23 protein-coding genes are annotated in these 25,000 nt (G+C 47.7%); 9 read left to right on the top strand and 14 right to left on the bottom strand.

Annotation, left to right across the window (positions count from 1 at the left end; translation table 11 throughout):
* Positions 1-200 precede the first annotated feature (200 nt).
* Positions 201-1,400, bottom strand: a complete 1,200-nt coding sequence (locus B5M13_RS16990; protein WP_080056800.1) for a S8 family serine peptidase — start codon at positions 1,398-1,400, stop codon at positions 201-203.
* Between the two features lie 163 nt (positions 1,401-1,563).
* Positions 1,564-3,414, bottom strand: a complete 1,851-nt coding sequence (locus B5M13_RS16985) for a hypothetical protein (protein WP_080056799.1) — start codon at positions 3,412-3,414, stop codon at positions 1,564-1,566.
* 141 nt (positions 3,415-3,555) lie between these two features.
* Here B5M13_RS16985 and leuS point away from each other — a divergent pair, with 141 nt between their 5' ends.
* Positions 3,556-6,369, top strand: a complete 2,814-nt coding sequence (leuS, locus tag B5M13_RS16980) for a leucine--tRNA ligase (RefSeq protein WP_080056798.1) — start codon at positions 3,556-3,558, stop codon at positions 6,367-6,369.
* Between the two features lie 52 nt (positions 6,370-6,421).
* On the opposite strand, the gene B5M13_RS16975 is transcribed toward leuS, so the two are convergent.
* On the bottom strand, positions 6,422-6,964 hold the full coding sequence (locus B5M13_RS16975) for a Uma2 family endonuclease (protein WP_080056797.1): 543 nt from the start codon (positions 6,962-6,964) through the stop codon (positions 6,422-6,424).
* A 31-nt stretch (positions 6,965-6,995) separates the two neighbouring features.
* Positions 6,996-8,015, bottom strand: a complete 1,020-nt coding sequence (locus B5M13_RS16970) for an LLM class flavin-dependent oxidoreductase (RefSeq protein ID WP_080056796.1) — start codon at positions 8,013-8,015, stop codon at positions 6,996-6,998.
* A gap of 162 nt (positions 8,016-8,177) precedes the next feature.
* Here B5M13_RS16970 and B5M13_RS16965 point away from each other — a divergent pair, with 162 nt between their 5' ends.
* The 3 genes from B5M13_RS16965 to B5M13_RS16955 all read left to right on the top strand — a co-directional run bounded on the left by B5M13_RS16965 (position 8,178) and on the right by B5M13_RS16955 (position 11,517).
* A complete protein-coding gene (locus tag B5M13_RS16965; protein WP_080056795.1) occupies positions 8,178-9,065 on the top strand; it encodes a glycerophosphodiester phosphodiesterase family protein in 888 nt (295 codons plus the stop codon).
* A 54-nt stretch (positions 9,066-9,119) separates the two neighbouring features.
* The gene (locus B5M13_RS16960; protein WP_080056794.1) at positions 9,120-10,463 is read left to right on the top strand and encodes an MFS transporter; all 1,344 of its coding nucleotides are present in this window, start codon (positions 9,120-9,122) and stop codon (positions 10,461-10,463) included.
* Positions 10,464-10,560: 97 nt separating this feature from the next.
* Positions 10,561-11,517: a hypothetical protein gene (locus B5M13_RS16955; RefSeq protein ID WP_245859361.1), complete on the top strand. Its 957-nt coding sequence runs from the start codon at positions 10,561-10,563 to the stop codon at positions 11,515-11,517.
* Between the two features lie 59 nt (positions 11,518-11,576).
* On the opposite strand, the gene B5M13_RS16950 is transcribed toward B5M13_RS16955, so the two are convergent.
* Complete coding sequence (locus B5M13_RS16950; protein ID WP_080056792.1) at positions 11,577-12,221, bottom strand: NAD(P)-dependent oxidoreductase; 645 nt, start codon at positions 12,219-12,221, stop codon at positions 11,577-11,579.
* Positions 12,222-12,287: 66 nt separating this feature from the next.
* Positions 12,288-12,695 (bottom strand): Rrf2 family transcriptional regulator, encoded by a 408-nt coding sequence (locus tag B5M13_RS16945; RefSeq protein ID WP_080056791.1) that lies wholly within the window; start codon positions 12,693-12,695, stop codon positions 12,288-12,290.
* Positions 12,696-12,882: 187 nt separating this feature from the next.
* Here B5M13_RS16945 and B5M13_RS16940 point away from each other — a divergent pair, with 187 nt between their 5' ends.
* Together B5M13_RS16940 and B5M13_RS16935 are read left to right on the top strand one after the other, a co-directional pair.
* Positions 12,883-14,022 (top strand): DUF819 family protein, encoded by a 1,140-nt coding sequence (locus tag B5M13_RS16940; protein ID WP_080056790.1) that lies wholly within the window; start codon positions 12,883-12,885, stop codon positions 14,020-14,022.
* A 113-nt stretch (positions 14,023-14,135) separates the two neighbouring features.
* Entirely contained in the window at positions 14,136-14,954 is an 819-nt protein-coding gene (locus B5M13_RS16935) for a peptidoglycan-binding domain-containing protein (RefSeq protein WP_080056789.1), read from the top strand.
* 61 nt (positions 14,955-15,015) lie between these two features.
* On the opposite strand, the gene B5M13_RS16930 is transcribed toward B5M13_RS16935, so the two are convergent.
* Entirely contained in the window at positions 15,016-16,614 is a 1,599-nt protein-coding gene (locus B5M13_RS16930; RefSeq protein ID WP_080056788.1) for a carbon-nitrogen hydrolase family protein, read from the bottom strand.
* A gap of 105 nt (positions 16,615-16,719) precedes the next feature.
* On the bottom strand, positions 16,720-17,745 hold the full coding sequence (locus B5M13_RS16925; protein WP_080056787.1) for a threonine aldolase family protein: 1,026 nt from the start codon (positions 17,743-17,745) through the stop codon (positions 16,720-16,722).
* A gap of 263 nt (positions 17,746-18,008) precedes the next feature.
* On the opposite strand from B5M13_RS16925, the gene B5M13_RS16920 reads away from it, so the two are divergent.
* From B5M13_RS16920 to B5M13_RS16910, 3 genes are all read left to right on the top strand, one after another.
* A complete protein-coding gene (locus tag B5M13_RS16920; protein WP_080056786.1) occupies positions 18,009-18,974 on the top strand; it encodes an OmpA family protein in 966 nt (321 codons plus the stop codon).
* Between the two features lie 100 nt (positions 18,975-19,074).
* The gene (locus B5M13_RS16915; protein WP_170061141.1) at positions 19,075-19,566 is read left to right on the top strand and encodes a hypothetical protein; all 492 of its coding nucleotides are present in this window, start codon (positions 19,075-19,077) and stop codon (positions 19,564-19,566) included.
* 46 nt (positions 19,567-19,612) lie between these two features.
* Entirely contained in the window at positions 19,613-20,350 is a 738-nt protein-coding gene (locus B5M13_RS16910) for a hypothetical protein (protein ID WP_080056785.1), read from the top strand.
* 84 nt (positions 20,351-20,434) lie between these two features.
* Here B5M13_RS16910 and B5M13_RS16905 read toward each other — a convergent pair whose 3' ends face one another.
* From B5M13_RS16905 to B5M13_RS16880, 6 genes are all read right to left on the bottom strand, one after another.
* Positions 20,435-21,166 carry an endonuclease III domain-containing protein gene (locus B5M13_RS16905; protein WP_080056784.1) on the bottom strand — a complete coding sequence of 244 codons (732 nt, stop codon included), beginning with the start codon at positions 21,164-21,166 and terminating at the stop codon, positions 20,435-20,437.
* A 71-nt stretch (positions 21,167-21,237) separates the two neighbouring features.
* Positions 21,238-21,945 carry a DUF4097 family beta strand repeat-containing protein gene (locus B5M13_RS16900; protein WP_080056783.1) on the bottom strand — a complete coding sequence of 236 codons (708 nt, stop codon included), beginning with the start codon at positions 21,943-21,945 and terminating at the stop codon, positions 21,238-21,240.
* Between the two features lie 13 nt (positions 21,946-21,958).
* Positions 21,959-22,738 (bottom strand): DUF4097 family beta strand repeat-containing protein, encoded by a 780-nt coding sequence (locus tag B5M13_RS16895; protein WP_080056782.1) that lies wholly within the window; start codon positions 22,736-22,738, stop codon positions 21,959-21,961.
* 129 nt (positions 22,739-22,867) lie between these two features.
* The gene (locus B5M13_RS16890; RefSeq protein ID WP_080056781.1) at positions 22,868-23,653 is read right to left on the bottom strand and encodes a HEAT repeat domain-containing protein; all 786 of its coding nucleotides are present in this window, start codon (positions 23,651-23,653) and stop codon (positions 22,868-22,870) included.
* Positions 23,637-24,155: an RNA polymerase sigma factor gene (locus B5M13_RS16885; RefSeq protein ID WP_080056780.1), complete on the bottom strand. Its 519-nt coding sequence runs from the start codon at positions 24,153-24,155 to the stop codon at positions 23,637-23,639. The genes B5M13_RS16890 and B5M13_RS16885 overlap by 17 nt, the downstream gene beginning before the upstream one ends.
* A 311-nt stretch (positions 24,156-24,466) precedes the next feature.
* Positions 24,467-24,820 (bottom strand): LytR/AlgR family response regulator transcription factor, encoded by a 354-nt coding sequence (locus B5M13_RS16880; protein ID WP_020598349.1) that lies wholly within the window; start codon positions 24,818-24,820, stop codon positions 24,467-24,469.
* Positions 24,821-25,000 lie beyond the last annotated feature (180 nt).

Genomic DNA, 25,000 nt, shown 5'->3' with positions numbered 1-25,000 from the left:
ATTTATGAAAAACGGCACATCCACGTGCCGCTTTTTTCAAATGATTTTCGAGTTTGTAACGTCAGACAAGACTTGAAAGTGCCACAAAGATACAGTATGAATGCGGAAAGTTGCAAGAAAACGATTGGGCGTCATTCTTGACGATGCCCAATCGTTACCTTTTTAGCTGAATACCGTATGCCAGACTGATATAAAGAGGATTAGTTGCCTTCACCCGCCATTGGGTCAGCTTTGCCATCTGGATCGCCCGTAACGGTGCCGTGAGTAGGCAGGTTTGCGCCCCGAATGTACAGTAAGCCCGCTACGTGTGGTGCGGCCATGGATGTACCACTTAACGTAGCGTAAGCGGCATTTTTATAGGTTGACTTGATTCGTACCCCGTAGGCACAGACATCTACACTGGTGCCAAAATTCGAGAAGGAAGCAAACTGATTTTTACTGTCCATCGCCGATACAGTAAATACATTGGCGTGATTAACTCGCGACGGTGAGTAGTTATTGGCATCTTTGCCGTCGTTGCCAGCTGCTATGGCAAACAGAATGCCCAGATTAGCTGCTCGGGTTATGGCGGCATCGAGTGTCGATGACGTACTTTCTCCGCCCAGACTCAGATTGACTACATCGCCCGATTTTCCATTTTGCGCTACATAATTGATGGCCTGAATAATGCCGGAAAGGCGGCCTTCGCCTTCATCGTCTAAGACGCGAAGGGCAACAAGCGTAGCACCAGAAGCAATCCCCGTTACACCAATGCTATTGTTTTTGGCACCGATGATGCCTGCTACGTGCGTACCATGTCCATTTTCGTCATCGGCGGAGGTATTGCCGCTAACGAAGGATTTGCTTCGATTGACATCTACATTCAAATCCGGATGGTCGAGGTCGATGCCGGTGTCGATAATCCAGACAGTTTTGTCGGTTTGTAAATCGCCCCGTCCGTAGCCAGTCTGCTTGATATTCCAGGATAATGTCGACGTAGTGGCTACATCCACACAACTACAGATCGACATAATCCGGTCGGGCTCTATCATCAGTACATCGGGATCCTGGCTTAATTGCTCAGATTCGCTCTCGGTGAGGTGGGCCAGAAAGCTGGTTTGTTCATCAGATACTAAAACATCGGCCTTTGTGTCGGCAATCTGATAATCGTCCAGGAGTTGTTCGAAGCGGGCTTCGGTTGCTGCTACTCGGGCACCAGCTACTCCTGACAGCGTTTGAGTTGGCTGATAGGTAACGATGTATGAACCAGCAATGGCAACCCCACTATTGGATGAAGCTTTGACCAGACAGTCGGCCGAAATACTGGTAGGCTCTACGCTACTATCGGCCTGACAGCCAAACAAACCGATACCGGTCACGGCGACGTTGATAAGTGTCGCGAGCGGGAAAAAACGTCGCATAACGTACGAAGATAGATTAGGAAAAAGCTGAATCGTAGAACGTTAGGCCATAGAATAGAAGAATCGCCGTGGATATGGGTGAACGATGATCGAGCATCAAGTCCACTTTATCGGCTATACGTATAAAACGAAATGGCCGTTGCAACTCTTGCTTTTGGGTAGACTATTTTTTGGGTTGAATGGGTAGAAAAACAACCTGTCCGGCAATGGGAAAATGCGTTCTGGCGATGGGTTGTCCATATCGCTGGTAGAATTGAGCAACCTGATCAGAGGTCAGTAAATCAGGATACAGGTTTATTCCGGCGAAGAGGTTCTTTTGGAGGAAATTATCGAAAAATTGCCAGTCTTGTTCGGTAAAACGTCGGCTTGGAGTCAGGAGCCGGGGCCAGCCATCCCGCAGGAAAGGCTGAATTTGATCGGGGTGTAATCGGCCAAAATACTGCCCAACACCATATTTATCGTAAAATCGCCGGAACGTAAATACCGCATTTTGCTGGTCATAATAGGGGCAAAGCCCCTCGGGGCCGCCCGGTCCGTTGGCTCCTATGGCACAGAAAGGCCAGTCGAGTACAGCTACCCCTGGTTGCCGACGAACTACGTTGCAGTACTGTAACACCTGATCGGAGATAACATGGCTTGGGTATCGATAGCGCGGATAATAACCCGTAACCCATTCAATGAGCATCAAGCCTATTACCAAAAAAAGTAGGAATTGTTTGGATAAGTACTGTGGCCATTTGATGGGTATAGCCAGCAGGCAAAAGAGAACGGGATAGATCAGGCTGGCTCTGCCGCCATGTCGGTTAAAGCTGAACCAGGGGAAAACTTTTAGCGTGGGAATAAGGACCGGATGGTATAGCAGGCATAAAACCAGCATAACGGCAATTGGTAGCCAGAGCGTAATACGATGACGCATTTGCCAGAAACCGATGCTTCCTGCTAGAATCAGATAAAGGCCTGGACTGCCTTGCGCGTAGCTTTCGAAAGCGTCCTTAAACCATCGGTGATAGGGAAGAGCATAGGTATGTAAACCCGGTAAATGGGGAATCAACAGGCGAAGCGGATGCGACCAGGCCCGGATTTCGGGAACAGCGCCAAAGTCAAATTCCCAGGCCGTAAATGCGATCTGTAAGGTAAGTGGTAAGTACAGATAAAGACTGATGCTGATGAGTACCAACCCGTACACAATATCCCGTTTGTAATGCCGCCACTGTTCCTGTACATAGCTGGTCAGGAGAGTAAACCAGCGTATAGGTTCGTCTTGTTTTGTCGTTGATTGACGGGAATTTCGGAATAAAGCTAGGGCGATGAACGGAACGGCCAGCGTAGTGAATGTCAGGGCGAAGCCAGCTACGTAACCAAGTTCCTGGCTCAATACCTGCACATGCAGCCATATCCAAACCAGCACAAAAGATAACGTAATGGGTTTTTGTTCGACCGTATCGTACAGCAGCCGATAAGTGGCTACCATGCACAGCGTTGTCCAGTGGCCCACCCCTACGTTCATGTGAACAGGGAATTTATAGATGGCGTAAAAGTTAAATATCGATACGATCAACCCAGCAACAAAGCTTTTGAATCGGCCAAATCGGGGCTCCAGCAATAGAAACGTACCAATAGCCGCTACCAGCAGCGTATATAGGTAATAGGATTGAAGATAGGGCCCCGGTCCATTCAGGAGTAGGTAGCAGGCCCGATACCAGTAATCGCGCTCAAATCCCCAATCCAGAAAAACCTGATTTGTACCATACGGATAAAACGTTTGGGTGTTGACCAGATTCAGATGCGGAAAAGGATTGAACGACAGGTTCTTCGTGAAAAAATAACCCACGTATTCAAACTGGTCCGTATCGTTCCCATCGGAGAGGGGATGGCTAAAGTCGCCAATGATGCCGCAGCCCAGTAGAGTTGTCAGTACCCCTAAACCAATCAGCCACAGCCAATAGAATGGATCTGTGGATGCTACGGATGACTTGGTTAGGGCAGAAGAAACAGACGGACGGACGCGATTCATCAGGAAGTTTATGCATTCATCGACACAAGCGATAGACAAAAGTGCTTGCAAACGGCTATTTTTGCAAGAAATCAAGTTGTGCGGCTGAAAAGCCGACGAATCTTTTGCTATCGTTAGCGGCTTTCCTGCCGCGTTACCATTATGGCCGACTACAATCACCGCGAAACCGAACAAAAATGGCAACGGTTTTGGGACGAACACCAGACCTACCAGCCCGAAGCCAATACCGACAAGCCAAAATACTATGTGCTCGATATGTTTCCGTATCCATCAGGAGCCGGATTACACGTTGGTCACCCCCTTGGCTACATTGCGTCGGATATTGTGGCGCGGTATAAGCGACTGAAAGGGTTTAATGTCCTACACCCAATGGGTTTCGACTCGTTTGGGCTTCCGGCCGAACAGTATGCCATTCAGACCGGACAGCATCCGGCCATCACCACCGAGCAAAACCGCGTTCGGTATATCGAGCAATTAAAAAATATTGGCTTTAGCTTCGACTGGAGCCGGGAGGTTCGCACGTCCGATCCGGCCTATTACAAATGGACGCAGTGGATTTTCATGGAGTTGTTTCGGTCGTGGTACAACCGCGATACCGACCGCGCGGAACCCATTGAAACGCTGCTGGAAAAATTTGCCACCAACGGGACTACGGATGTCAACGCCGTTTGTGACGACGACACTCCGACGTTTACAGCCGCCGAATGGAATGCGATGTCGGCAGAAGAGTCGTATAAAATTACCCTGAAATACCGCCTGACCTACCTGGCTGATGCTGTCGTTAACTGGTGTCCGGCATTAGGAACCGTGCTGGCCAACGATGAGGTGAAAGACGGTGTGTCGGAGCGGGGTGGCTATCCGGTCGAGCAGAAATTGATGCGTCAGTGGATGATGCGGATTACGGCTTATGCTGATCGCTTGCTGACCGGCCTGGACACCATCGACTGGACCGAATCGCTGAAAGAACAGCAACGCAACTGGATCGGTAAGAGCGTAGGCGCCAGTGTGAAATTTCCAGTAGCGAGTACACCTAACGACTATATCGAAGTGTTCACCACCCGCGTGGATACCATTTATGGGGTAACCTTTATGGTATTGGCACCCGAACATGAACTGGTGACTCAGTTGACAACACCTGAACAGCATGAAGCTGTAGAAGCTTATGTCAATGCCGCCAAAATGCGTTCTGAGCGGGATCGTATGGCCGAGACGAAGGTTATTTCGGGGGTATTTACGGGTAGTTACTGTATCAATCCGTTCAATGGAGAAAAGGTACCTATCTACCTGGCCGATTATGTACTGGCCGGATACGGTACGGGGGCTGTGATGGCGGTACCGTCGGGCGATCAGCGCGACTGGAACTTTGCCACCCACTTCGGGTTGCCGATCATACCCATTCTGGATGCACAGAAAGACATCGATAAACAGGCCGACAATACAAAGGAAGGCCATTATATCAACTCAGGCATCATCAACGGTATGACTTATAAAGAGGCAACAGCCACCTTGATTGCCTGGCTGGAAGAGCGTGGATTGGGTCGTGGGAAGGTCAATTATCGGATGCGGGATGCCGTATTCAGCCGTCAGCGCTACTGGGGTGAACCTGTACCTGTGTATTTCAAAGGTGGGTTGCCCTATCTAATCGATGAAAGCGATCTTCCGCTGGAATTGCCTGCTATTGACAAATACCTGCCCACTGAAACGGGCGAACCACCCCTAGGCCGTGCGGAGGGTTGGAAATACAAGGGCCAGTACGAATATGAGTTGAGCACTATGCCGGGCTGGGCTGGTTCATCATGGTACTGGTACCGCTACATGGACCCGAACAACGACACGGCCTTTGCCAGCAAAGAGGCCATCAACTACTGGCAAAATGTTGACCTGTACATCGGGGGTACCGAACATGCGACGGGACATCTGCTGTATAGCCGTTTCTGGAACAAGTTCCTGAAAGACCGAGGCTATGTACCGCAGGAAGAACCGTTCAAAAAACTGATTAACCAGGGCATGATTCAGGGCCGGTCGAATTTTGTGTACCGGGTGAAAGGTACTGGACAGGAGGGGATTGCTCCGGTTTTTGTTTCGTTGAATCAAATTAATGGCCAGGACGTGACGCCTTTGCATGCCGATGTGAATATTGTTGAAAACGACGTCTTGGATCTTGATGCCTTCAAAGCGGCCCGGCCCGATTTAACCGAGAACGCTGAGTTTATCACTGAACCTGATGGTCGTTACACTGTTGGGGCTGAGGTTGAAAAAATGTCGAAGTCGAAATTCAACGTTGTCAATCCCGACATGATTGTTGAAAAATACGGTGCAGATGTTCTTCGGCTGTATGAAATGTTCCTGGGGCCACTGGAGCAGGCGAAACCTTGGAATACGAACGGTATTGACGGGGTATATCGGTTTATCCGTAAGTTCTGGCGGTTGTTTTATAAGGATAACACCGATGGGAGCAGCACTTGGCTGGTAACCGATGAACAGCCTACCCCTGCCGAGCTGAAGATTCTGCACAAGACGATTCAGAAGGCCGAAGGGGACATTGATTTGTATTCGTTCAATACTTCGGTCAGTGCGTTTATGGTCTGCGTAAATGAGTTAACAGCGTTAAATTGCCATAAACGAGCCATTTTGCAGGATTTGGTGCTGATTTTGTCGTCTTATGCGCCACACATTACGGAAGAGTTGTGGGCTGCGCTGGGCAACGAACCCGGCACCATTTCGAAAGCGAAATTCCCGACATTTAACCCGGCTTATCTGGTAGAAGATGCCTTCGAATATCCGATTCAGATCAACGGGAAAGTGCGTACCACGATCAGTTTCTCGCTGGATCGCGCACCAACCGAGATCGAGAAGGAAGTACTGGCTGATGAGATTGTTCAGAAGTGGCTGGATGGAAAGTCGCCGAAGAAAGTCGTCGTCGTTCCCAAACGCATCGTAAATGTGGTGATATAACTTAAAAAGGGCGGTTCACTGAACCGCCCTTTTTAAGTTATGAATCGTTAAGCTAGGCGAACAATGTATTTACAGGAATCGTGAAGTCAGGCAGAACAGGGGCTGCTGAACAGATATCGTCGTCCAGACAAATGGTTACCTGTTTGCGGGAAGTATAAACGTACACCACTTCCTGTTCTGGAAGTATGTTCCAGATGACCTGTACCCCCGCTTTAAAATATTCAGCGATCTTTTCTTCAATTCGATATGCCTGATCCGTTTCAGATAATACTTCGATCACAAAAGCCGGGATAACATCCTCGCCATTTCGACCTCGCTGTATTTGCGAATCTGTAAAATAAGCAATATCGGGATGGCGCATCTGGAAAGCTGTAAGCATCACGTCGGGTTCTGCCATGAGCATTCCTTGCTGATGGTATCCCTTTTCGAAGAATAGCTTACTCAGAACGTTATAAATAAAATACTGCTTTTTCTTCATACCTGAAGACTGAATAATTTCCCCATTGTTCCATTCATACTTGAAGCCATCACCGGGCTCCCAATCTAAAAAGGCTTCGAGCGTTTGAGGAAGTGTTGGGTTCGACGCTTGTATCATGGCGTTTGGCTTTAAGCAAATATACAAAAACTTACGAAACGGGCATATACCTGGTCGGCTGAGTGGCAAGAGCATCGCGTACCTGTGCGGTCAGGGTAAGGGAATGTTTCCGGGCTTCGTGGTCAAAAATAGGGGCAGATAGGATGAACTCATCAGCCTGTGTTTGCTCCAGAAAAGTACGTAGCTGACGTTGTACAGTTTTGGGTGAACCAACCAATGCATACTTAAAGACCGACTCGATACCAGCCAGTTCATAGTCTGCCCATTGGGCAGTCAGATCGTCGACAGGTGGTTGCATTTGGCGGGCTTTTCCCCGGCGTATGTACAAAAACTGCTGTTGAACCGAAGTGAACAATCGCTCCGCTTCCCGGTCGGTATCGGCTACGATTACATTAGCGGCTACCATCGCGTAGGGTTTATCCAGTTGGGCCGATGGGGTGAAATGAGTACGGTATACATGCAGGGCATGCATCAGATCTTTCGGCGCAAAATGCGAGGCAAAGGCATAGGGTAGCCCAAGCATAGCCGCCAGTTGAGCACCAAATAAGCTGGAACCGAGTATCCAGATCGGAACATTAAGTCCATTACCTGGTACGGCCTGCACAAACTGATTGGAGTCGTCGGGCTGAAAATAGTGCATCAGTTCAACCACATCCTGCGGGAATGTATCGGGGCCAGTGGCATCCCGTCGTAAGGCGCGGGCGGTGGCCTGATCGGCTCCCGGAGCCCGACCAAGACCCAGGTCAATCCGGCCCGGATAGAGTGATTCCAACGTACCGAATTGTTCGGCAATCACCAGGGGCGAATGATTGGGTAGCATAATACCGCCCGACCCCACGCGAATCGTTTCGGTACCGCCGGCTACATAGCCAATGACGACTGACGTAGCCGCACTGGCCACACCCGGCATGTTATGGTGCTCCGCCAGCCAATATCGATTATAGCCCAGCGATTCGGCATGTTGCGCCAGATTGAGTGTATTACGTAATGCCTGAGCAGCCGTGTTTCCGGCGACAATGGGCGATAGATCCAGAATTGAAAAGGGAATCATAACTGAATAAGCTTGCGATGTGTGCGGGACGATCGTTGTTCCCAATGCTGAATCCGGTTGGATTCAACGTACATTTGTGTTTTTATCAACAATACATCTTATTTGATCGGTTCCTTTGGTAAACGTGTAGTATCCTGAAGGAAACCGGCCGTTTTCAATAAAATGCAGTCAAAACATTTTTTTCTGGCAGGGTTAGCGTTTTGTATAACTGCCTGTGCCCCTAAAGCGACGACCAATCTGTCGAAAAGTGGCGCGGAGGACTTTTTTCAGTATAAGCCGGATCGCGCCCCGCTCATATCCGTACACCGGGGTGGTGGCGATTTGAAAGGGTACCCCGAAAACTGCATCGAATCGTTTGCGTATGTAGCCCAGCAGATTGGTCCGTCAGCGCATCCGGCCATCATCGAATGTGATATTGACCTGACTAAAGACAGTGTGATGGTGATGATGCACGATGCTACGCTCGACCGGACCACCAATGGTACGGGTAAGCTGATCGATAAAACCTATGCCGAACTGGCGCAGTACCGTCTGGAAGATAACATGGGTACGGTGACACCCTATAAGATTCCAACACTGGAACAAGTACTACGCTGGGGTAAAAACAAAGTTCGGTTTACGCTCGATGTGAAACGGAACGTATCGTTTGCCAAAGTGGTCGATATGATCCATAAGACGGGAGCGAGCGACTATGCCTGTGTAATTACCTACAATGCGCAGGATGCGGCCAAACTTCATCAGCTCGATCCAAACCTGATGCTCTCTGTTACGATTCGGAACCAGGCTGAATACGATCGGCTGCGCGAAGTAGGCGTTCCCGATAACCGAATGGTTGCCTTCGTGGGCGTGAAAGAACCCGACGCGGAACTGTATTCGTTTCTGCATCAGAAAGGTATTGCAACGATCCTCGGTACGCTCGGTAATCTCGATAAACAGGCGGCTGCCAAAGGCAATCAGGTGTATAACACCTACGTTCAGCATGGAGCTGATATTATGTCGACCGATCGCCCTCTGGAAATGGCGCGTGTATTGTATCCGGCAGGGAAGTAAAGCCGGGTACTAGCTTATCCATACGATTGACTACCCTAAACCAAGCCAGTTCTTTTGCTACATACCAATTATCGGTGGCGGATTATTGCGCTCCTTTTTCTGGCTACTACCGTCAATTACGTTGATCGCCAGGTACTTTCGTTCGTGATGACGGACGAAGGGTTTAAGAAAACCTTGTTGGGGCTGGCACCTGATGTCTTGCTGACCGATGTGCATCTGAAACAGTTCAGGATTCAGATGGGGCTGATCGATTCAGCTTTTAAGGCCACCTATGCCATTGGATTTCTGTTGATTGGCTGGCTCATTGACCGGGTGGGTACAAAGAAAGGTTTCTCGATTGGGATGGCTGTCTGGAGTCTGGCCAGTATCGTGTCCGGGTTTGTATCGTCGGTGGGGCAGTTTGCCTTCGTAAGAGCGGTGTTAGGACTGGGTGAAGCGGCCAACTTTCCATCGGCGATGAAAGCCATTGCCGAATGGTTTCCCAGGCGCGAACGGTCAACAGCTACGGGCATCCTCAATGCGGGGTCCAATATGGGGGTGATTACCACGGCCTTACTGGTTCCTTTTCTGATGCAGCAGTTTGGCTGGCGTGGCGCTTTCCTTATTTCGGCTGTGCTGGGTGTGCTGATGCTGGGAATCTGGTGGGTGAGTTATGCGAAACCTGAAGACACGCCGAAGCTCTCTGAAACGGAATTTGGGTATATTTTCGAAGAACGGGAACCTGCCCGAAAAGCTGCATCGAACAGTCGCTACTCGTGGGGAAAGCTGCTTGGCCATCGACAGACCTGGGCGTTTTGTTTTGGTAAAATCTTCGCCGACCCGGTCTGGTTCTTTTACCTGACCTGGCTTCCCGATTTTCTGCTCACGAACAACCAGCTCGACCAAAAGCTGGACCTGAAAAACTTTGGGATTCCGTTCCTGATCATTTACGTTGTGTCCGATATAGGTAGCGTATTCTTCGGCTGGCTGGCAACGTACTGGATGAAAAACGGCTGGTCCGAAAATAAAGCCCGCAAGCTAGCCATGCTCCTTTGCGCCTTGTCTGTTACGCCCATCTACCTGATTCCGTCGGTGCATAGCTTTGCGGGGGTAGTCGCGTTACTTGCGCTGGCAACGGCTGCGCATCAGGGATGGTCGACTAATGTGTATGCCTTATCGACAACCTTATTTCCGGGCAATTCAGTCGCTACGGCTACCGGCATAGGCGGATTTATGGGCGGTATGATCAGCATGGGTATGGCTGCGGCTACTGGTTTCATTGTGGCTTCGTTCGGCTATAAGCCCATGTTTGTCTTTGCCAGTTGTTCCTATTTGATTGGTCTGGTGGTCATTCATCTGGTTCTGCCTATTTTGCGCCCGATCGAAATACAGCCCGAACAACTCGAAGCAACCGTCTAATTAATCTATCAGGCCAATGAATGACAACCAAGGCTCATGTCGGTTTACTTAAATAGTCTGAAAATTGACCCGTATTAAATTAATATACGTCCTGTTAGTGGCATTACTGATTCTGTTCGTATTCAGGCGCCCTCACGAGCCGTTTCTGGATGCATCTATTCCGAGAGTTGTTACTGATCCTCAACAGATTGCTACAGTTCGAACAAAATGGATAAAGGGCAAATTGCTTCAGACTACATTCCTGGACAGGCAGGATCGCATACTGGAGGACTTTTTTTATGGCCGCTTTAATGAGAAGATTTTCAATGAATATGTAAACAATCGAAAGGTTGCTACTACCCACTATTACCATGACGATAGTTCGGCACCGGGGTTCATTAATCTATCCAAACGACGTTATGAGTATGATCGGCAGGGCCGTGTGGTGTGTGAATTTCGGGACGAGTATAAAGCAGATGGGGTAGATGACGAGAAGCTGTTAAAGTCTTTTGTGTATAAGTATCGGTATACAAATGAGGATACGCTTTTAATTGAATATCCAGCTACCGAGCAATTCCAATCGAAGGATATTAATATTGATCGCTGGGAACGCAATAAGAAAGGGCAGCTTACGCGTCATTTTCGTTTTTACGTTTTAAGAACGCCGAATGGGCTGGTTGAGGATACACTTTATGATTATTCTCAACGGTTTTCGTACGATAAATCAGGTCGTCGTAACCTTGCTTGGTACGATCGAATGTACTTAGGGAGAAATTATGTACCGACAGGCCCCGATACAATTCGTTATGAGTATGATAAACACAATCGTTTGATTCGGGAGATTCATCAATTTACGACTGATATACGAAATAAGCAGGAGATTTACTCAAGTGGTTTAGATAGTTCCATTATCGTGAATCGAAAGCGGTTTTTCGAAGGAGATGATTTTTTCTCGAATAATAACCACATCGATACCGTCGAATATCGATATGAGGTTTTTGACCTCAATAAACACCTTCCTTTGCAGGTTTCTCATGATGTAAACTATTGGAGCAGGCGGCCTGCCAAACGATAGGCCACCTGCAACTTTTCGAATTGTTAGGCTTTTAAGGCGATTGAGTAGTCAATAAACCATTAATAACCTATCGTAAACCGCTTCTGGATAAACTGTGGCTGCTCGATTTCGTCGATAATGGCTACGGCAAGGTCAGCAACGGTAATGTTGCTTTCGCCTTTTTCATCGAAAACAGGTTGCTCAGTTCCGATGCGGAACGTTCCGGTGCGTTGGCCGGGAGCCAGATTAATGGCCGGACTCAGGAAGGTCCAGTCGAGGGTAGTATTCTGACGAAGGTGGGTTAGGTAGTCCCGTGCCGATAGGGCTCCAGGTTTCCATTCGGCCGGAAACTGGGGCGTGTCTACCAGTTGAACGCCGGGAGCCGCTTCCAGACTACCCGCGCCACCAACGAACAAATACCGCTTCACACCTGCCTGTTGCGTGCCCTGTTCGATAGCCTCAGCGCCTTTCAAAAAGTCGTCGTACAGGTTAGGGTTAGTCCAACCCGCATTGAAGGTGCTCACGACAGCATCATGCCCGACAACCAGTTCGGCTATTGAATTGGCGTCCAGTGCATTGCCTTTTTTAACGGTTAGTTTTGGGTCTGTGATGGTGATTTTTTCAGGATGAGGAACAATGGCCGTTACGTCATGTCCGCGCTGAAGGGCTTCGGTCAGAACGGCTGAACCAACAAAACCTGATGCGCCAATAAGTGCCAGTTTCATAGAGCTAATTGATTAATTGAAAATTGATTATTGTAATAATAATTGTTACAGTTTTGTTTAAAAAAATTAATCGAAACGGTGGACAAAATCGTCCAGGGTGCTGGTTCCCAGGTTTCGTACCAGCGCTTCTTCGGCTTCCTGATACAGACTGTCCAGGTGACGATTAATCTGTCGGCCAACCGGACAATCGGGATTTGGCGAGTTTCGGGCATTGCCTAACACGGTACCTTGTCGAGTTGCCAGAAACACATCCGAAACCCGTATCTGGCTGGCCGGTTTAGCTAACATGGTACCCCCGTTTTTACCTTCCCGGCTAATTACTAGCCCTTTCTTACGGAGGTTAATGATTTCTTTACGTACCAGAACCGGATTGATATTGATACTACCGGCAATGAAGTCAGACGTAACCCACTCGCCATTGGCTTTAGAAAGCAGCGTTAAGATGTGCATCGATATGGCAAAACGTCCGTTCATTACTGTAATAATGCTAGTTACAGATTTAATGTATTAAAAATTCCCGATCCTGAAAAAAATGGTCAATAGCACACGGGTTTTTAGGGCTGTTATGATGTACACGAATCATGATTAACCATAACAATCCTGAAAACCCGTTCGCTATTGACCGATTTTGCCTATTTTACAGGCATAACCTGCCTCTTCTGTGACTGACTCCATCTTCATCCTGTTCGTTCTTTGCCTGAATGTTATCATCTGCGAATGGCTAACTAAAAAGCCAGGCTTTCGCCAGATTGGAACGGCTTTACTGGTTATTCTGGTAACGGCCGTCGAAGCCAATCTGGGTGTTATTCCAACCATTGAAACGCCAGTTTATGAAGGTATTTTTAGCTACATCGCTCCATTCTCGCTGTTTCTGCTGCTGCTAAGTGTGAATCTCAAAGATCTGCGTAGGGCTGGTCTACCCATGCTGACGATGTTTTTGATTGGATCAACAGGAACAATCATCGGTGTTTTGGTGAGTGTATGGGTGTTTTCGGCTCCACAAACAGTCGGGAGTCTGTTTTACGCGCTGGCAGGGATGTTTACGGGAACCTATATTGGTGGAAGCATTAATTTCCACGCAGTGGCCCTGCATTATAGCGTGTCGAAAGCGGGTAATTTATTCATTGCAGCTACGGCAGCCGATAATATTATGACGGCCCTCTGGATGATAGTGACCCTTACGCTCCCCGTTTTTTTACAGCGTCGGTTTCCACGGCAGCGCCTGATTGCCTCAGAGGATCAGAGTGCAGCTTCGGCTGAAAATCTATTTTCGGATTCCGAAACGATGACTCCAAATGATCTGGCCATTTTGTTGTCACTTGGATTTGGGGCCATTTTTATCTCCAAACAGTTGGCAACTTGGTTTCCCGTTTTTCCTTTCGTGCTGATTTTGACGACAATCGCCTTAGGGCTGGCTCAATTCCGGGTAATAAACACATTGCGCGGGAGCCGACTACTGGGTCTTTTCGGCATCTACATTTTTCTGGCTGTCATTGGTGCGTATTGCGATATTGGCGCGCTCATACGCGATGGCCAACTGGCTTTTGTGCTGTTTGGTATGATTCTATTACTGGTGTTGATTCATGCACTGCTCGTCTTTGGAATTGGGGCCTTATTCCGGCAGGACTGGGATATACTGGGCATTGCCTCGCAGGCAAATATCGGAGGGGGAACTTCGGCACTGGCGTTGGCCCGTAGCCTGAATCGGCCTGATTTACAACTGCCTGCCGTACTGGTTGGTACATTAGGCAATGCCATCGGCACTTATTTGGGTATTCTGGTTGCAGAACTTCTGCGATAAATAAAGGCCAATGCCTTTTACTCAATTAATCCGTACCGAACAAGGTAGTCGATTGTATACTGCGATCCATAATCTGTGCGCTTCCTAAAAACATACCTTCCTGACTTACTGCTATGCAAAAGACAGCCTTTCAGAATGAACTTACGATTAGTGCCGTTCAACAGCGTAATGGAGCGAACAATACCAAAAAGGATGTTCGAAAGATTCAAGCCTGGCTGACGTTGTTTGCAATGATTAATGCGGGAACCGCTACGGCAACGGGTATTGATGGCGACTTTGGCAAAGCTACCGAGCAGGCCGTCAAAAACTTCCAGAAAGCCCAAGGCATTGCCCAAAACGGTATTGTTGATCAGTCTACATTCGATTTGCTGGCTGCTCCCATGCGGGCCGCTTTCCTGGGACCTATCGCTGGAACAGAATTGCGAGGGCTGGTGGTCAATGCGGCTCGAAATCAGTTACAGAACCGACCATTTGAGCTAGTCATTAATCAGCAACCGAACTCGGGTCCCTGGGTACGTGCTTACATGGATGGTAATGAAGGGAGCGAGTGGCTCTGGTGTATGGGCTTTGTACAGACCATTCTCGATCAGGCAGCCTCTGTAGTAGGTAAAGATTTCAAAAAAATAATGCCCTTAACCTATAGCTGTGATGTAGTTGGAACAACGGGCCTGCAAACAGGTGCACTTTTCCGCTATTCCCAGATTCGGGCCAACCCAGCATTGATGAAACCCGGTGACATTTTTCTCCTCCAAAAAACACCAAACGACTGGGTTCATGCGGGTTTGATAACCCACATTGGCGATGATTTTATTGAAACCATTGAAGGCAATACCAACGAAGGCGGATCAAACAATGGGAACGCTGTTTTAAGCCGGGTTCGCAATTTCAGGAAGTCGAAACTGGATGTATTTTCAATCGAAGGGCTGGTGTGAATTAGTATAAGAGAGGCCAGATATAGTAAATATGCACAATACCTGACCACTCTTGATATTTTTAATCCGCCACAACGATAACAGGCGGAACAGCTTCGGGGTCATTATCCGGCGAATCTTTTTTCCCTTTGAGGGCTTTTCTTGCTGTCTTTTTCAGGGTAACATCATACAGGTCAGTTCGCCGGTCTTTCATGACCTGAACCGAGCCGTGTTCATGTAACTCCTTCAGTAAACTCAAATCGACATCAGCGATAAGGACCATCTCGGTATTCGGCGTGGCTTCTGCTTTAACGGCGTTGGTTGGAAACTGAAAATCGGAAGGGGTAAATACCGCCGATTGCGCATAGTTAATGTCCATATTATGCACCCGAGGCAGGTTGCCCACGCAACCCGATATGGCTACATAACACTCGTTTTCAATGGCCCGCGCCTGCGCACAATGACGTACACGGGAGTATCCATTCTGCGTGTCGGTCAGGAACGGGACGAACAGAATCTGCATGCCCTGCTGGGCCAGAATCCGGCTGAGTTCGGGAAATTCGACATCATAGCAGATGAGCATACCGATTTTACCGCAATCCGTATCAAACGCCCGGATTTCATGTCCACCCACCATACCATAATGCTTCACTTCGTTGGGCGTGATATGTATCTTCCGGTACTCTTCGTAAGAGCCGTCGCGTCGGCAGAGGTAAGCCACATTGTATAGCTTTCCATCCGTATCAACGAGGGGCATACTACCACCCACAATGTTGACATTGTACGAAATAGCCAGTTCGCAAAGCTTTTCTCGTACAGGAACAGTAAAATCGGCGAGTTTGCGGATGGCGACGGGTTCGGGTAAGTCATTAAAATCGGCCATGAGGGGAGTATTGAAAAACTCAGGCAGAACCATAAAATCGGCCCGGTAATCGCTTACAGCATTGACAAAAAACTCAACCTGATCCAGAAAGGTATTGAGGTTTTTGAATAAACGCATCTGCCATTGAATCACACCGAGCCGGATAATGGAGTCGGTATGCGGCTTCTTATCGGCCTCTTTGACGTAATAGATATTGATCCACTCCAGCAGCGTGGCATATTCTTTCGATTCAGAGTCGCCCGGTAAATAGCCGCGCAGGACTTTCCGAACATGGAAATCGTTCGAAAGTTGAAAGGTTAGCGTCGGGTCGTAAATTTCCTTTTGCTTTACTTTCGTAATGTATTCGCGGGGTGTCAGTTCATCGGCGTATTTATTATAGTTTGGGATACGCCCCCCAGCCAGAATGCCTTTCAGATTTAACTGCTCGCAAAGTTCCTTCCGGGCATCATACAGCCGCCGACCCAACCGAAGATCGCGGTAATCAGGGTGAACAAACACTTCGATACCATACAGGTAATCCCCTTCGTCGTTATGCGTTTTGAAGGTATATCCGCCCGTAATTTCGTAGTACGTATGGTTATCGCCAAAGTCGTCGTATTTCACCCGTATGGCCAGGGCGATTGCTACAACCTTACCATCGACTTCAACGCAGAACTGACCTTCCGGGAAAATGTGCAATAGTTTATTAATCGAACTCTTGGGCCAATAATCGCCCCCGATACCACTATATACCTCGATCATCGTCTCTTTGAGGTCGTGGTAATCCGATTTCTGTAAATTTCTGGTTTGTATATGCATAGTTGTCAGAACCAGGATTTTTATGATTTAATTGACAAACTTTGATGTTATAAAGTCGCTTTTCAAGGTTACGCAACGTCAACAAAAGCAGGGCAATCAATAAAATCAGTGAAAATCCCGGTTCAGAATAAGTTCCATTTCCGACAGCATCTCATCGGTAAAGTCTAGGTGCGTAACGAAGCGCACGAGGTGCTTGCCAAATGTGACACTGCGGATGCCCTTAGCGGCTAACTTAGCAACATAATCTGTAGCCAGAATTGTTTCGGGAAGCTTGAAAATGACGATGTTTGTGTCGATGGGCAAAATGTCTTCTACTTCGGGCAGACGCTCAAGTAAGGAGCCGATTTTCCGAGCGCGGGAATGGTCCTGCTTCAGTCTATCGATGTGATGATCCAGCGCATAAATACCCGCTGCGGCCAGAAAGCCAGCCTGTCGCCAGCCACCACCCATCAGTTTACGGAAGCGTCGGGCCTGCGCGATGAATTCGGCTTTTCCGAGAAGAAGTGACCCAATAGGGCACCCCAACCCTTTCGACAGACAGATACTAATAGAGTCGAACAATTGACCATAGGCCGTGGTAGGATCACCCGTCTCAACCAATGCATTGAACAGACGGGCACCGTCAAGGTGGAGAATTAGTTCATGCTCCTGACATACCTGCCGTATAGCTGCGATTTCGGGAATCGTATAGTAGCAGCCCCCTCCTTTGTTGATGGTATTTTCCAGAACTACCAGCCGCGAAAGTGGTTTATGAGGATCGGCACGATTATAGATATGTTCGCGTATAAGGTCGGGCGTGAGCTTGCCGCGTATGCCGTGTGCTAAACTGGCCGATGCCAACGCATTCACAGCTATACCACCCCCTTCATATTGATAGACATGAGACAGGTAATCGCAGATAACATCATCGCCGGGCCGCGTATGGGTACGGATTGCGAGTTGATTGGTCATAGTACCCGAAGCACAGAAGAGAGCGGCCTCCATACCAAATAATGAAGCTGCTTTCGTTTCAAGGGTATTTACAGTTGGGTCGTCGCCAAAAACGTCGTCGCCAAGCTGGGCAGAAAACATGGCCTCACGCATGGCGGGTGTAGGATGAGCAACGGTATCGCTACGAAGATCAATAAGCATAAATTGAGTTGTTGATAAATTATGTATGGTTTGAAGGTTAACGTATAGGGTTTAACCGGACTTGTCGTTAGGTCAAACTTATGCATTAACAAATTGGCTACGAATTTTCATTAGCCGAATACAGTGACCAATAGGGTCATTGATAGTCTTGTAGGTAAATCATTTGTATTTGAAGGGCTTGCGTGTATTTTTGAGCAACCTTTTCACAGAAGTTCGTCTCAAAGCAGCAAACTGAATACAGTATCTGTAAACCCCTGTTTAGTATGTTAACGAACAAAATTCCCTGGATTATCTTACTTGGTTTGTGGATGGCCGGCTCGACCTGGTGGCACGTCTGCAAAATTAAGCAGTTATGCGTGGATGACGTAAAAGCGGCCTCTGCAACCACCGAAGGAATGGAGGAGCCAGTTCCCACAAACGGGTTGACGATAGCAGATGGTGATCGGTTCCGACTTGACCTTCCGGGCAATTTTAGTTTTGCAAAATCGGGAGCTAATGCCAACATGAACAGTCTGGGGGGCTCGCTGGACGAAATGGTTGCGTATTTGAAAGCCAATCCCGGTCGAACGCTCGAAATTAAGGGCTATTATTCAGCAAATGAAACGAATTCAACCTCTTTCCCAAATTTAGGTATTGCCCGTGCCGAAGGACTCAAGCAGTATCTGGTACAACAGGGGATTTCAGCTGAATCGATCACAACCACGGCCGAAGAACGTAGCCTAACCTTTACTGCCAAAGGCGACTCTCTTTATGGTGGACTCGATTTTGCCTTCGGTGGAATTGCTAAGCCAGCCGAAACAGAGCCAGTAGCCGATACCACAGCTGAACCGGTCAAGATTACAAAAGAAGTAACTGAAAAAGAACTGGCTAATAACGAGAAGTTTACATCGGTGTTTGAGCCAATAGATTTGTATTTCCAGTTGGGTGAATCGAACTACATTAAAACTGAGGATACAAAAAAATTCTTTGGAGAGGCCATTCGCTACCTAGCTGACCATAAAGACAAAAAGCTTCTGCTAACCGGCCATACGGATAGCTCCGGCCCTGAAGATGTAAATATGCAGCTATCGCGTGATCGGGCCAACGATGTAAAGGTAAGGCTTCGGAAAGCGGGGGTTTCGTCAGAGCAAATTATTGTAAAAGCGAAAGGGGAGACCGAACCCAAGGCAGACAACAGCACCATGTCGGGTCGAAAAGCGAATCGACGGGTAACGGTTGTTGTTCAATAAGCCGATTAATAATGCTCAAAACGTGCTGATTGATGCTGGCTAAGCAAGTCTTGAATTCGTATGTATTGGGCCTGAAACACATAAACTACGGAAAAAAACTATGTTTGACTTAAATCCCCTTAATCTTCCTGATGCCCAGATGCAGCAGATACTTATGCTGGCTGTATCGGCAGTATTGGGTTTTATTATCGGTTATATTTCCCGGCAGCGAACCATTCGGGAGCTGGAAGGTGAACTGGCCAGTACTGAACGGGCAGTTGATGATTGCCATCGCGAATCAGTGGTGGTTGTTACTACAGAAGATAGTGAAACGATGGTGTTAAACCGGATTCGGACGAGGGCCGGTGAACTCAATTTTACCCGTATCGGTATGGCATCAGCCGCTGAAGCCGATGATCTGAAAGCTATTGTGGGTGTAGGGCCATTTCTGGAAAAAAAACTACATGCTATTGGCATTTACACATTTCGGCAAATTGCCAGTTTCAATAAGGAAGACGTCGATAAAGTCAATGATATTATTGAGTTTTTTCCTGGTCGTATCGAGCGCGACGATTGGGTAGGGCAAGCCAGCCAGTTAGCGAGTAAAAAATAACGTATGGTAAATCGTCAACCCACAACTCCTTAAACCATAGTCCGTTATGTTTGGATTAGATCCTTTTAGCCGCCCAGTGGCTATTTTCGAAATACTCATTTTACTGGCTCTGTCGGCTTTTATTGGCTGGCTGTTGGGCCGTTTGATTTTAACAGGACGCATCAATGCGTTACGGGCAGCGGTAGCCGATAAAGAAAATGAACTGGAGGAATGCCGGCGAGCCAAAATTTCGGGTAAGACGACTGTCGTAAAATCGACCCGGCCTGAGCCAGTTTTGGAAACACCTCCAGCCTTTGTCCATGCCGATCCACTATTGCCGGTTATTGCTCCTGATGATACACCGGAGCTTATCAATGAAGATATCGTAGCGCCCCTTGTAAATGTGCCCGTTGATAAGCCGGTGGTCGTTTCAACGCCTGTTGCTCCTGTGATTCCCGAAGCACCAGCTGCTCCTATTGAAACGCCGATTGTCGCCGGAAATTCGGAGTCGGCTGTGCTTAACCGGATTGCGGCTCGGGCTAGCGAAATAAATTTTGACCGGATCGGTCGGGCATTGGCTTCAGAAGCTGATGATCTGAAAGACATCGTAGGGGTTGGCCCATTTCTGGAACGTAAACTGCATAGTTTGGGCATCTACACATTTCGGCAGGTCGCTAACTTTACCAAAGAGGATATCGATAAGGTCAATGAGATCATCGAATTTTTCCCTGGCCGAATCGAGCGCGACAACTGGGTAGACCAGTCGAAAGAGTTTTTCAAAAAGAAATACGGTAACAAGAGTTAACGCGAGCCTAATACTAACAAACAAGCCTCGATAGTAAGACTGTATCGGGGCTTGTTTGTTAGTATTAGGCTATGAATCAATTGGTCAGTTGTTTAGAGTATTCTTTCTGCGGATAGGAGTGCTACTCAGAATAACTGTTCCGCCCTGTTGATAAAAATCACATATATCCTTCAGAACACACTCGCTACACCGGGGTGTATACCAGGTACAGATACGTTGTCCATGCCAATAAAAGTGTTTATGAAAATTGAACAATACCAGCGGCTCTTTAGGTAGATAAGCCAGCAACACCGTGTGAGCTTTCTCGGCGCTTACCCTGGGACCAATAAGACCTAGCCGTTGTGTGACGCGATGAACATGGGTATCGACGGGTAACACAGGCTTGTGAAACTTGAAAAGCAGAAGTAGAGTGGCCGTTTTTAAGCCAATACCCGGCAGACTGGTGAGCCAGTGCATAGCCTCCTCAGTGGGTAGGTTATTGAGGAAATCGATGTTAGCCGATCCTGTTTCTCTGAACAAATGCTCCAGCAGATTTTTGATGTAAGGTGCTTTGACTTCGGGATACGTTACAGATTTGATCGCATCGATCAGTTCCCAAAGCGGTGCATCCCGAACCTGCTCCCAGGCAGGGAATCGTTCGCGCAGGGTTCGATAAGCAAGCACTTCGTTGGCGTGCGTAGTTCGATGTGAAAGAATCGTCCCGATTAGTTCATGCATTGGATCGGAATAGCCCTGAATGGCCTGAGTACCATAGGCTAACGTTAGGCGTTCGTGGGCGATCCAGGTCTTCGATGCCGATTCAGAGCTGAGTTGCATGTAAATAGGGCGGATTCTATAGAAAACAAGTTGTCTGTTTGAACCCGCCCTGTATGAGAATGTTTACAACATCAGTCTTTCCTTCGCAGGTAGATATTGTTGCTGATCGACTCCAGTTGAACATCGGGACCGCCCCCATTGATGGCTCCTTCCAGCCTGTAACCAACTATTGGATTTTTCTCTTTCTTATTCTTAAAGGCAATTTCCATATCGGAATACACTTCGCCGGTGATGGTTTTCATGGCCACATTAGCCCCTTTCGATTTCGGCCAGCTCATATCGACAAATCCACTGATCGTTTTGGCAAACACGGCTTCGGTAGCACCCTGAATATCGATATTCCCGTTAATGGTTTCTATTCTGAGTTTGGCATGCCGGGGTAGGTTCACTACATAATTGATTTTGCTGCATACATAGTAGCTTTGACCATTGTAGTCGGTACTCCACCGATGGCCATCGCCTGGACAATCTTCTGCTTTTCCCTCTTTCAACTTCTCTTTGTCGAAATCCGTTTTCAGACTGACTTCGCTATCTGTCGTATTAGTCGTTACCACCAGCGCATCATCCAGTTTGCCGCCGTTGATGGTCGCTGATATGTGTACAGATAAGTCGGACTTGTCCCAGTATCGAACCTGAATACTATCACCAAACCGTAAATTAAGGTTGACGAGTTGATTGGCCGAAACCGGCATCGTTTTTTGAATGATACGTTGCGCAACGGCTGCCTGAGTGAGTAGGGTCAGAAGCCCAATTGAGTATAGGAATAGGTTGTTTTTCATGGGGGTTAAGCGTTTATTTCTGCTTACGGATGTAGATGTTGCTGTTGATGGTTTTAAGCTGGATGTCAACCCCACCACCGTTCGTTGTGCCATTGATCGAATGGCTACCACCAACCCGGGCTAACCCATCTTTTGCGTTCTTAATGCCCAGATCAAAATCGGTGTACATCTCACCATGAATAGTTTGTAACTTCATGTTTGCCTTCGTACTGGCAGGCAACGTAATATCGATCTCACCGTTGATGGTCGAAATAGCCGTGGGCTTCTCCTGATCGATGTTGGCGAAAACAATGTTGATTTCGCCATTGGTTGTATTAGCCACTACGGGGCCGGTTACATTCTTCAAGTCCATCGATCCATTGTTGGTCTTGATTTCCAGATCACCGTCCATATTGCTGATCGTAACGTCTGCCTTTTGCCAGTTGGTTTGTTGATAGAGAATCCCTACTTTCCTTGGGAGCTTGATCGTGTACTTGATGGATTTACGGGTCGCTTTTTCAATTTTCAGACCACCGCTTTCGGGCGTCACCGCCAGGCCAAGGCCGGTGTTGTCCACAGCCGTGTAGTACAGAGGCTTCAGACCTTTAGCCCGTTCGGGAGGTGCTTCGTAACCGGAATTAGCCTGAATTACCACTTCGTCGCCGTTGTAACCCTCAATTTTTATATCACCCGCGTCAATTTCAAGGGTTACTTTTCGGTCTTTGGCATTGGTTAATTTGGTTTTGTATTCCTGTGCCTGGGCGTTGGATAGACACAATAAGAGACTGGCACTCAATACTAGGAGCGTTTTCATGGTTGTTGTATTTGGAAAATGTAGACTAGGAAATGAAAAAGTATTCGGTTTACGGTTTTCTGTTTACGGTAGGCTGAAACATCAACCTACGGTTGCGTTAGCCAAACAGACAATAGCATACCGTAAGAATCAGGAAGGAGAATCCCTGCCCTGGACCAGGTGGTTAATGCCTTCTTCTGCTTTTTGGCGGACGGCATCCAGTACTTGTTGATTTTGAGCCAGCCGCTGCATTTCATCGACAGCTCGTTTTTCCTTAATGGCGACCAGCGTGTCAATCAGGCTGATTTGCAGATTAGGATCTGTCTGAATTTTCAGTGATTGGATTAGTGCTTCGCGCACACCCGGCTCATTAGCGAAGTGGCTAAGGGCCTGACAGGCAGCTAGTCGTACGTTTACATTAGCGTCAAAATTCAGGGTGTTGATGAGTAATTGGGTAATATCCTGATCGATCTGCTTTAGCTCATAGCTCTGATTGACTGCCTGGATACGCTCGCTGGCTGAGGTTTTAGGCAAATGCTCAAACGTGAGCACCTGTTTCATAGCTAAAGCAGAAGAGGTTTCCTCTGCCGAGGCAACGCTTTCGGGCGAAGCTGCTCGCCAGTGGTTGTAAATGATTCCTCCTGCAAATCCCAGAATGATTAGCGACACGCTGGCTGCTAAGCGTCGAACCCAGGTAGTAAAGCTAAAACCCCGGCTCGGCTCAGTTGCCATAAGTTTGGCCGCTAACTTGCTCGTAAAGGCGAATGATGGATGTTGATTGCGGACATTGGCGAAATACCGAAATTGGTCAGCATGACTTTGCAAATGAGCAGGTATCGATTCTTCCTGAAAAAACTGCCGCAGTAGCTTTTCTTCCTGAAGCGTTGTATCACCCTCGTAATATTTATCCAGTAATTTTTCAATGTCCGGCTTCATAATCATTGACTTTTAGGTAGTTCTGCCGAAGTCGTTGACGGGCTCTCGACAAAATCACACGTATATTATTAATACTGACGCCCGTTACCTGTTCGATTTCTTCGAATGAATATTCTTCCACATCACGCAGGTGGAGAATGAGTTTCTGCTGTTCAGGCAACTCGTCGATGAGGGCTCGCATAAGCTCGGCACTATCGGCTACTTCGACCTGTCGATAGGGCGAAGCATCAGTGGTCTGAATGCCTAGTAATGTAGCCTCATCGGCATAGTTGCGCCTGGAATGGGCTTTTAGTTTGTCCAGACACAAATTCTTCGTCATCTGTACGGCAAGTGCTTCGATGCTGGTGTAGGTCTCTAATTGTTGTCGATTGGTCCACAATCGTAGCAGCACATCCTGTAAGGCATCTTCGGCTTCTTCACGATTGCGAAGAAACAACTGCGCCAATCGGAAAAGGCGTCCCTGAACGGGCAAGATGCGTTGTTTAAAGGCTTGTAGATCCATATCAATCGCAAAGACGACTGAAATAGAAAAACATTACAGCTTTGGTTGAAAGTTTTTGATTTTTTTTAATCTCCTGCCTGCATAAAGTAAATGCACAGGTTTAGAGCCCAAAAATCGGGTGATTTAAATATAGACTGGCACGGAAATTGTCCCGGCGAGTAAGTAGACTTATCAAGAGATTCTGATATGAGAGCGGGAGGAGGGCCTCAAGAGAGTGTATAAAAAAACGTCTTTCCGATGAACGACAACAGCATTATTTTGAATGCCGAATGATTCATCGGAAAGACGTCTGTAGAAGAAGCAGAAAGCTTTTAATTCACATACGAACGCTGGTTTGTTAATTGCCGACGAACCAAGCTCCAGCGCCGACGTGACACGGGTAGGACTTCGCCCGTGGTTAAATGAACCAGACCACCAGTTTCGGTTCGCTCCAATCGTTCAACGAACTGGCGATTGACAACGCAGTTACGGTGTAGACGAATGAAGAGTTCAGCTGGTAGTTGTGGAGAATAGTACTTTAGGGTGCGGGGCATCAGCATTCGCCGACCATCAGCCCAGTTCAGCCAACTATAGTTAGCGACGGCCTGTAAGTAGACTAAATCTGATACAGAAAAAAGCTGACGACCTGTTTCCCGAAGGTAAAGCTTGAGAGGGGGCCATTCCATTGATGTTGACCGGTTCGAAAAAGAAAAGACGGACATTGACATAAGCGTAATACTTTTCTTGAGATCGATGAGTAAGTAATACTTACGCAATACTAATCGCAATGAATGCCCCGCTCTTGCTGTTTCGTAACAAGGACTATAAAATTTGTAACATTCAGTTCGTATATAGGTAATAATACG

Origin of the sequence: Spirosoma aerolatum, from assembly GCF_002056795.1 — a bacterium.
GTDB lineage: Bacteria > Bacteroidota > Bacteroidia > Cytophagales > Spirosomataceae > Spirosoma > Spirosoma aerolatum.
The sequence above is the reverse complement of the archived record's forward strand: the minus strand, read 5'-3'. Positions and strand labels throughout refer to the sequence as shown.

Bases quoted from the DNA above. Each gene is read 5' to 3' on its own strand.
- B5M13_RS16930 (WP_080056788.1), bottom strand. From the start codon at position 16,614: ATGCATATACAAACCAGAAATTTACAGAAATCGGATTACCACGACCTC.
- B5M13_RS16950 (WP_080056792.1), bottom strand. From the start codon at position 12,221: ATGAAACTGGCACTTATTGGCGCATCAGGTTTTGTTGGTTCAGCCGTT.
- B5M13_RS16935 (WP_080056789.1), top strand. From the start codon at position 14,136: ATGCAAAAGACAGCCTTTCAGAATGAACTTACGATTAGTGCCGTTCAA.
- B5M13_RS16905 (WP_080056784.1), bottom strand. From the start codon at position 21,166: ATGCAACTCAGCTCTGAATCGGCATCGAAGACCTGGATCGCCCACGAA.
- B5M13_RS16880 (WP_020598349.1), bottom strand. From the start codon at position 24,820: ATGGAATGGCCCCCTCTCAAGCTTTACCTTCGGGAAACAGGTCGTCAG.
- B5M13_RS16975 (WP_080056797.1), bottom strand. From the start codon at position 6,964: ATGATACAAGCGTCGAACCCAACACTTCCTCAAACGCTCGAAGCCTTT.
- B5M13_RS16965 (WP_080056795.1), top strand. From the start codon at position 8,178: ATGCAGTCAAAACATTTTTTTCTGGCAGGGTTAGCGTTTTGTATAACT.
- B5M13_RS16890 (WP_080056781.1), bottom strand. From the start codon at position 23,653: ATGAAGCCGGACATTGAAAAATTACTGGATAAATATTACGAGGGTGAT.
- B5M13_RS16990 (WP_080056800.1), bottom strand. From the start codon at position 1,400: ATGCGACGTTTTTTCCCGCTCGCGACACTTATCAACGTCGCCGTGACC.
- B5M13_RS16895 (WP_080056782.1), bottom strand. From the start codon at position 22,738: ATGAAAACGCTCCTAGTATTGAGTGCCAGTCTCTTATTGTGTCTATCC.
- B5M13_RS16985 (WP_080056799.1), bottom strand. From the start codon at position 3,414: ATGAATCGCGTCCGTCCGTCTGTTTCTTCTGCCCTAACCAAGTCATCC.
- B5M13_RS16885 (WP_080056780.1), bottom strand. From the start codon at position 24,155: ATGGATCTACAAGCCTTTAAACAACGCATCTTGCCCGTTCAGGGACGC.
- B5M13_RS16915 (WP_170061141.1), top strand. From the start codon at position 19,075: ATGTTTGACTTAAATCCCCTTAATCTTCCTGATGCCCAGATGCAGCAG.
- B5M13_RS16970 (WP_080056796.1), bottom strand. From the start codon at position 8,015: ATGATTCCCTTTTCAATTCTGGATCTATCGCCCATTGTCGCCGGAAAC.
- B5M13_RS16910 (WP_080056785.1), top strand. From the start codon at position 19,613: ATGTTTGGATTAGATCCTTTTAGCCGCCCAGTGGCTATTTTCGAAATA.
- B5M13_RS16925 (WP_080056787.1), bottom strand. From the start codon at position 17,745: ATGCTTATTGATCTTCGTAGCGATACCGTTGCTCATCCTACACCCGCC.
- B5M13_RS16920 (WP_080056786.1), top strand. From the start codon at position 18,009: ATGTTAACGAACAAAATTCCCTGGATTATCTTACTTGGTTTGTGGATG.
- leuS (WP_080056798.1), top strand. From the start codon at position 3,556: ATGGCCGACTACAATCACCGCGAAACCGAACAAAAATGGCAACGGTTT.
- B5M13_RS16900 (WP_080056783.1), bottom strand. From the start codon at position 21,945: ATGAAAAACAACCTATTCCTATACTCAATTGGGCTTCTGACCCTACTC.
- B5M13_RS16945 (WP_080056791.1), bottom strand. From the start codon at position 12,695: ATGAACGGACGTTTTGCCATATCGATGCACATCTTAACGCTGCTTTCT.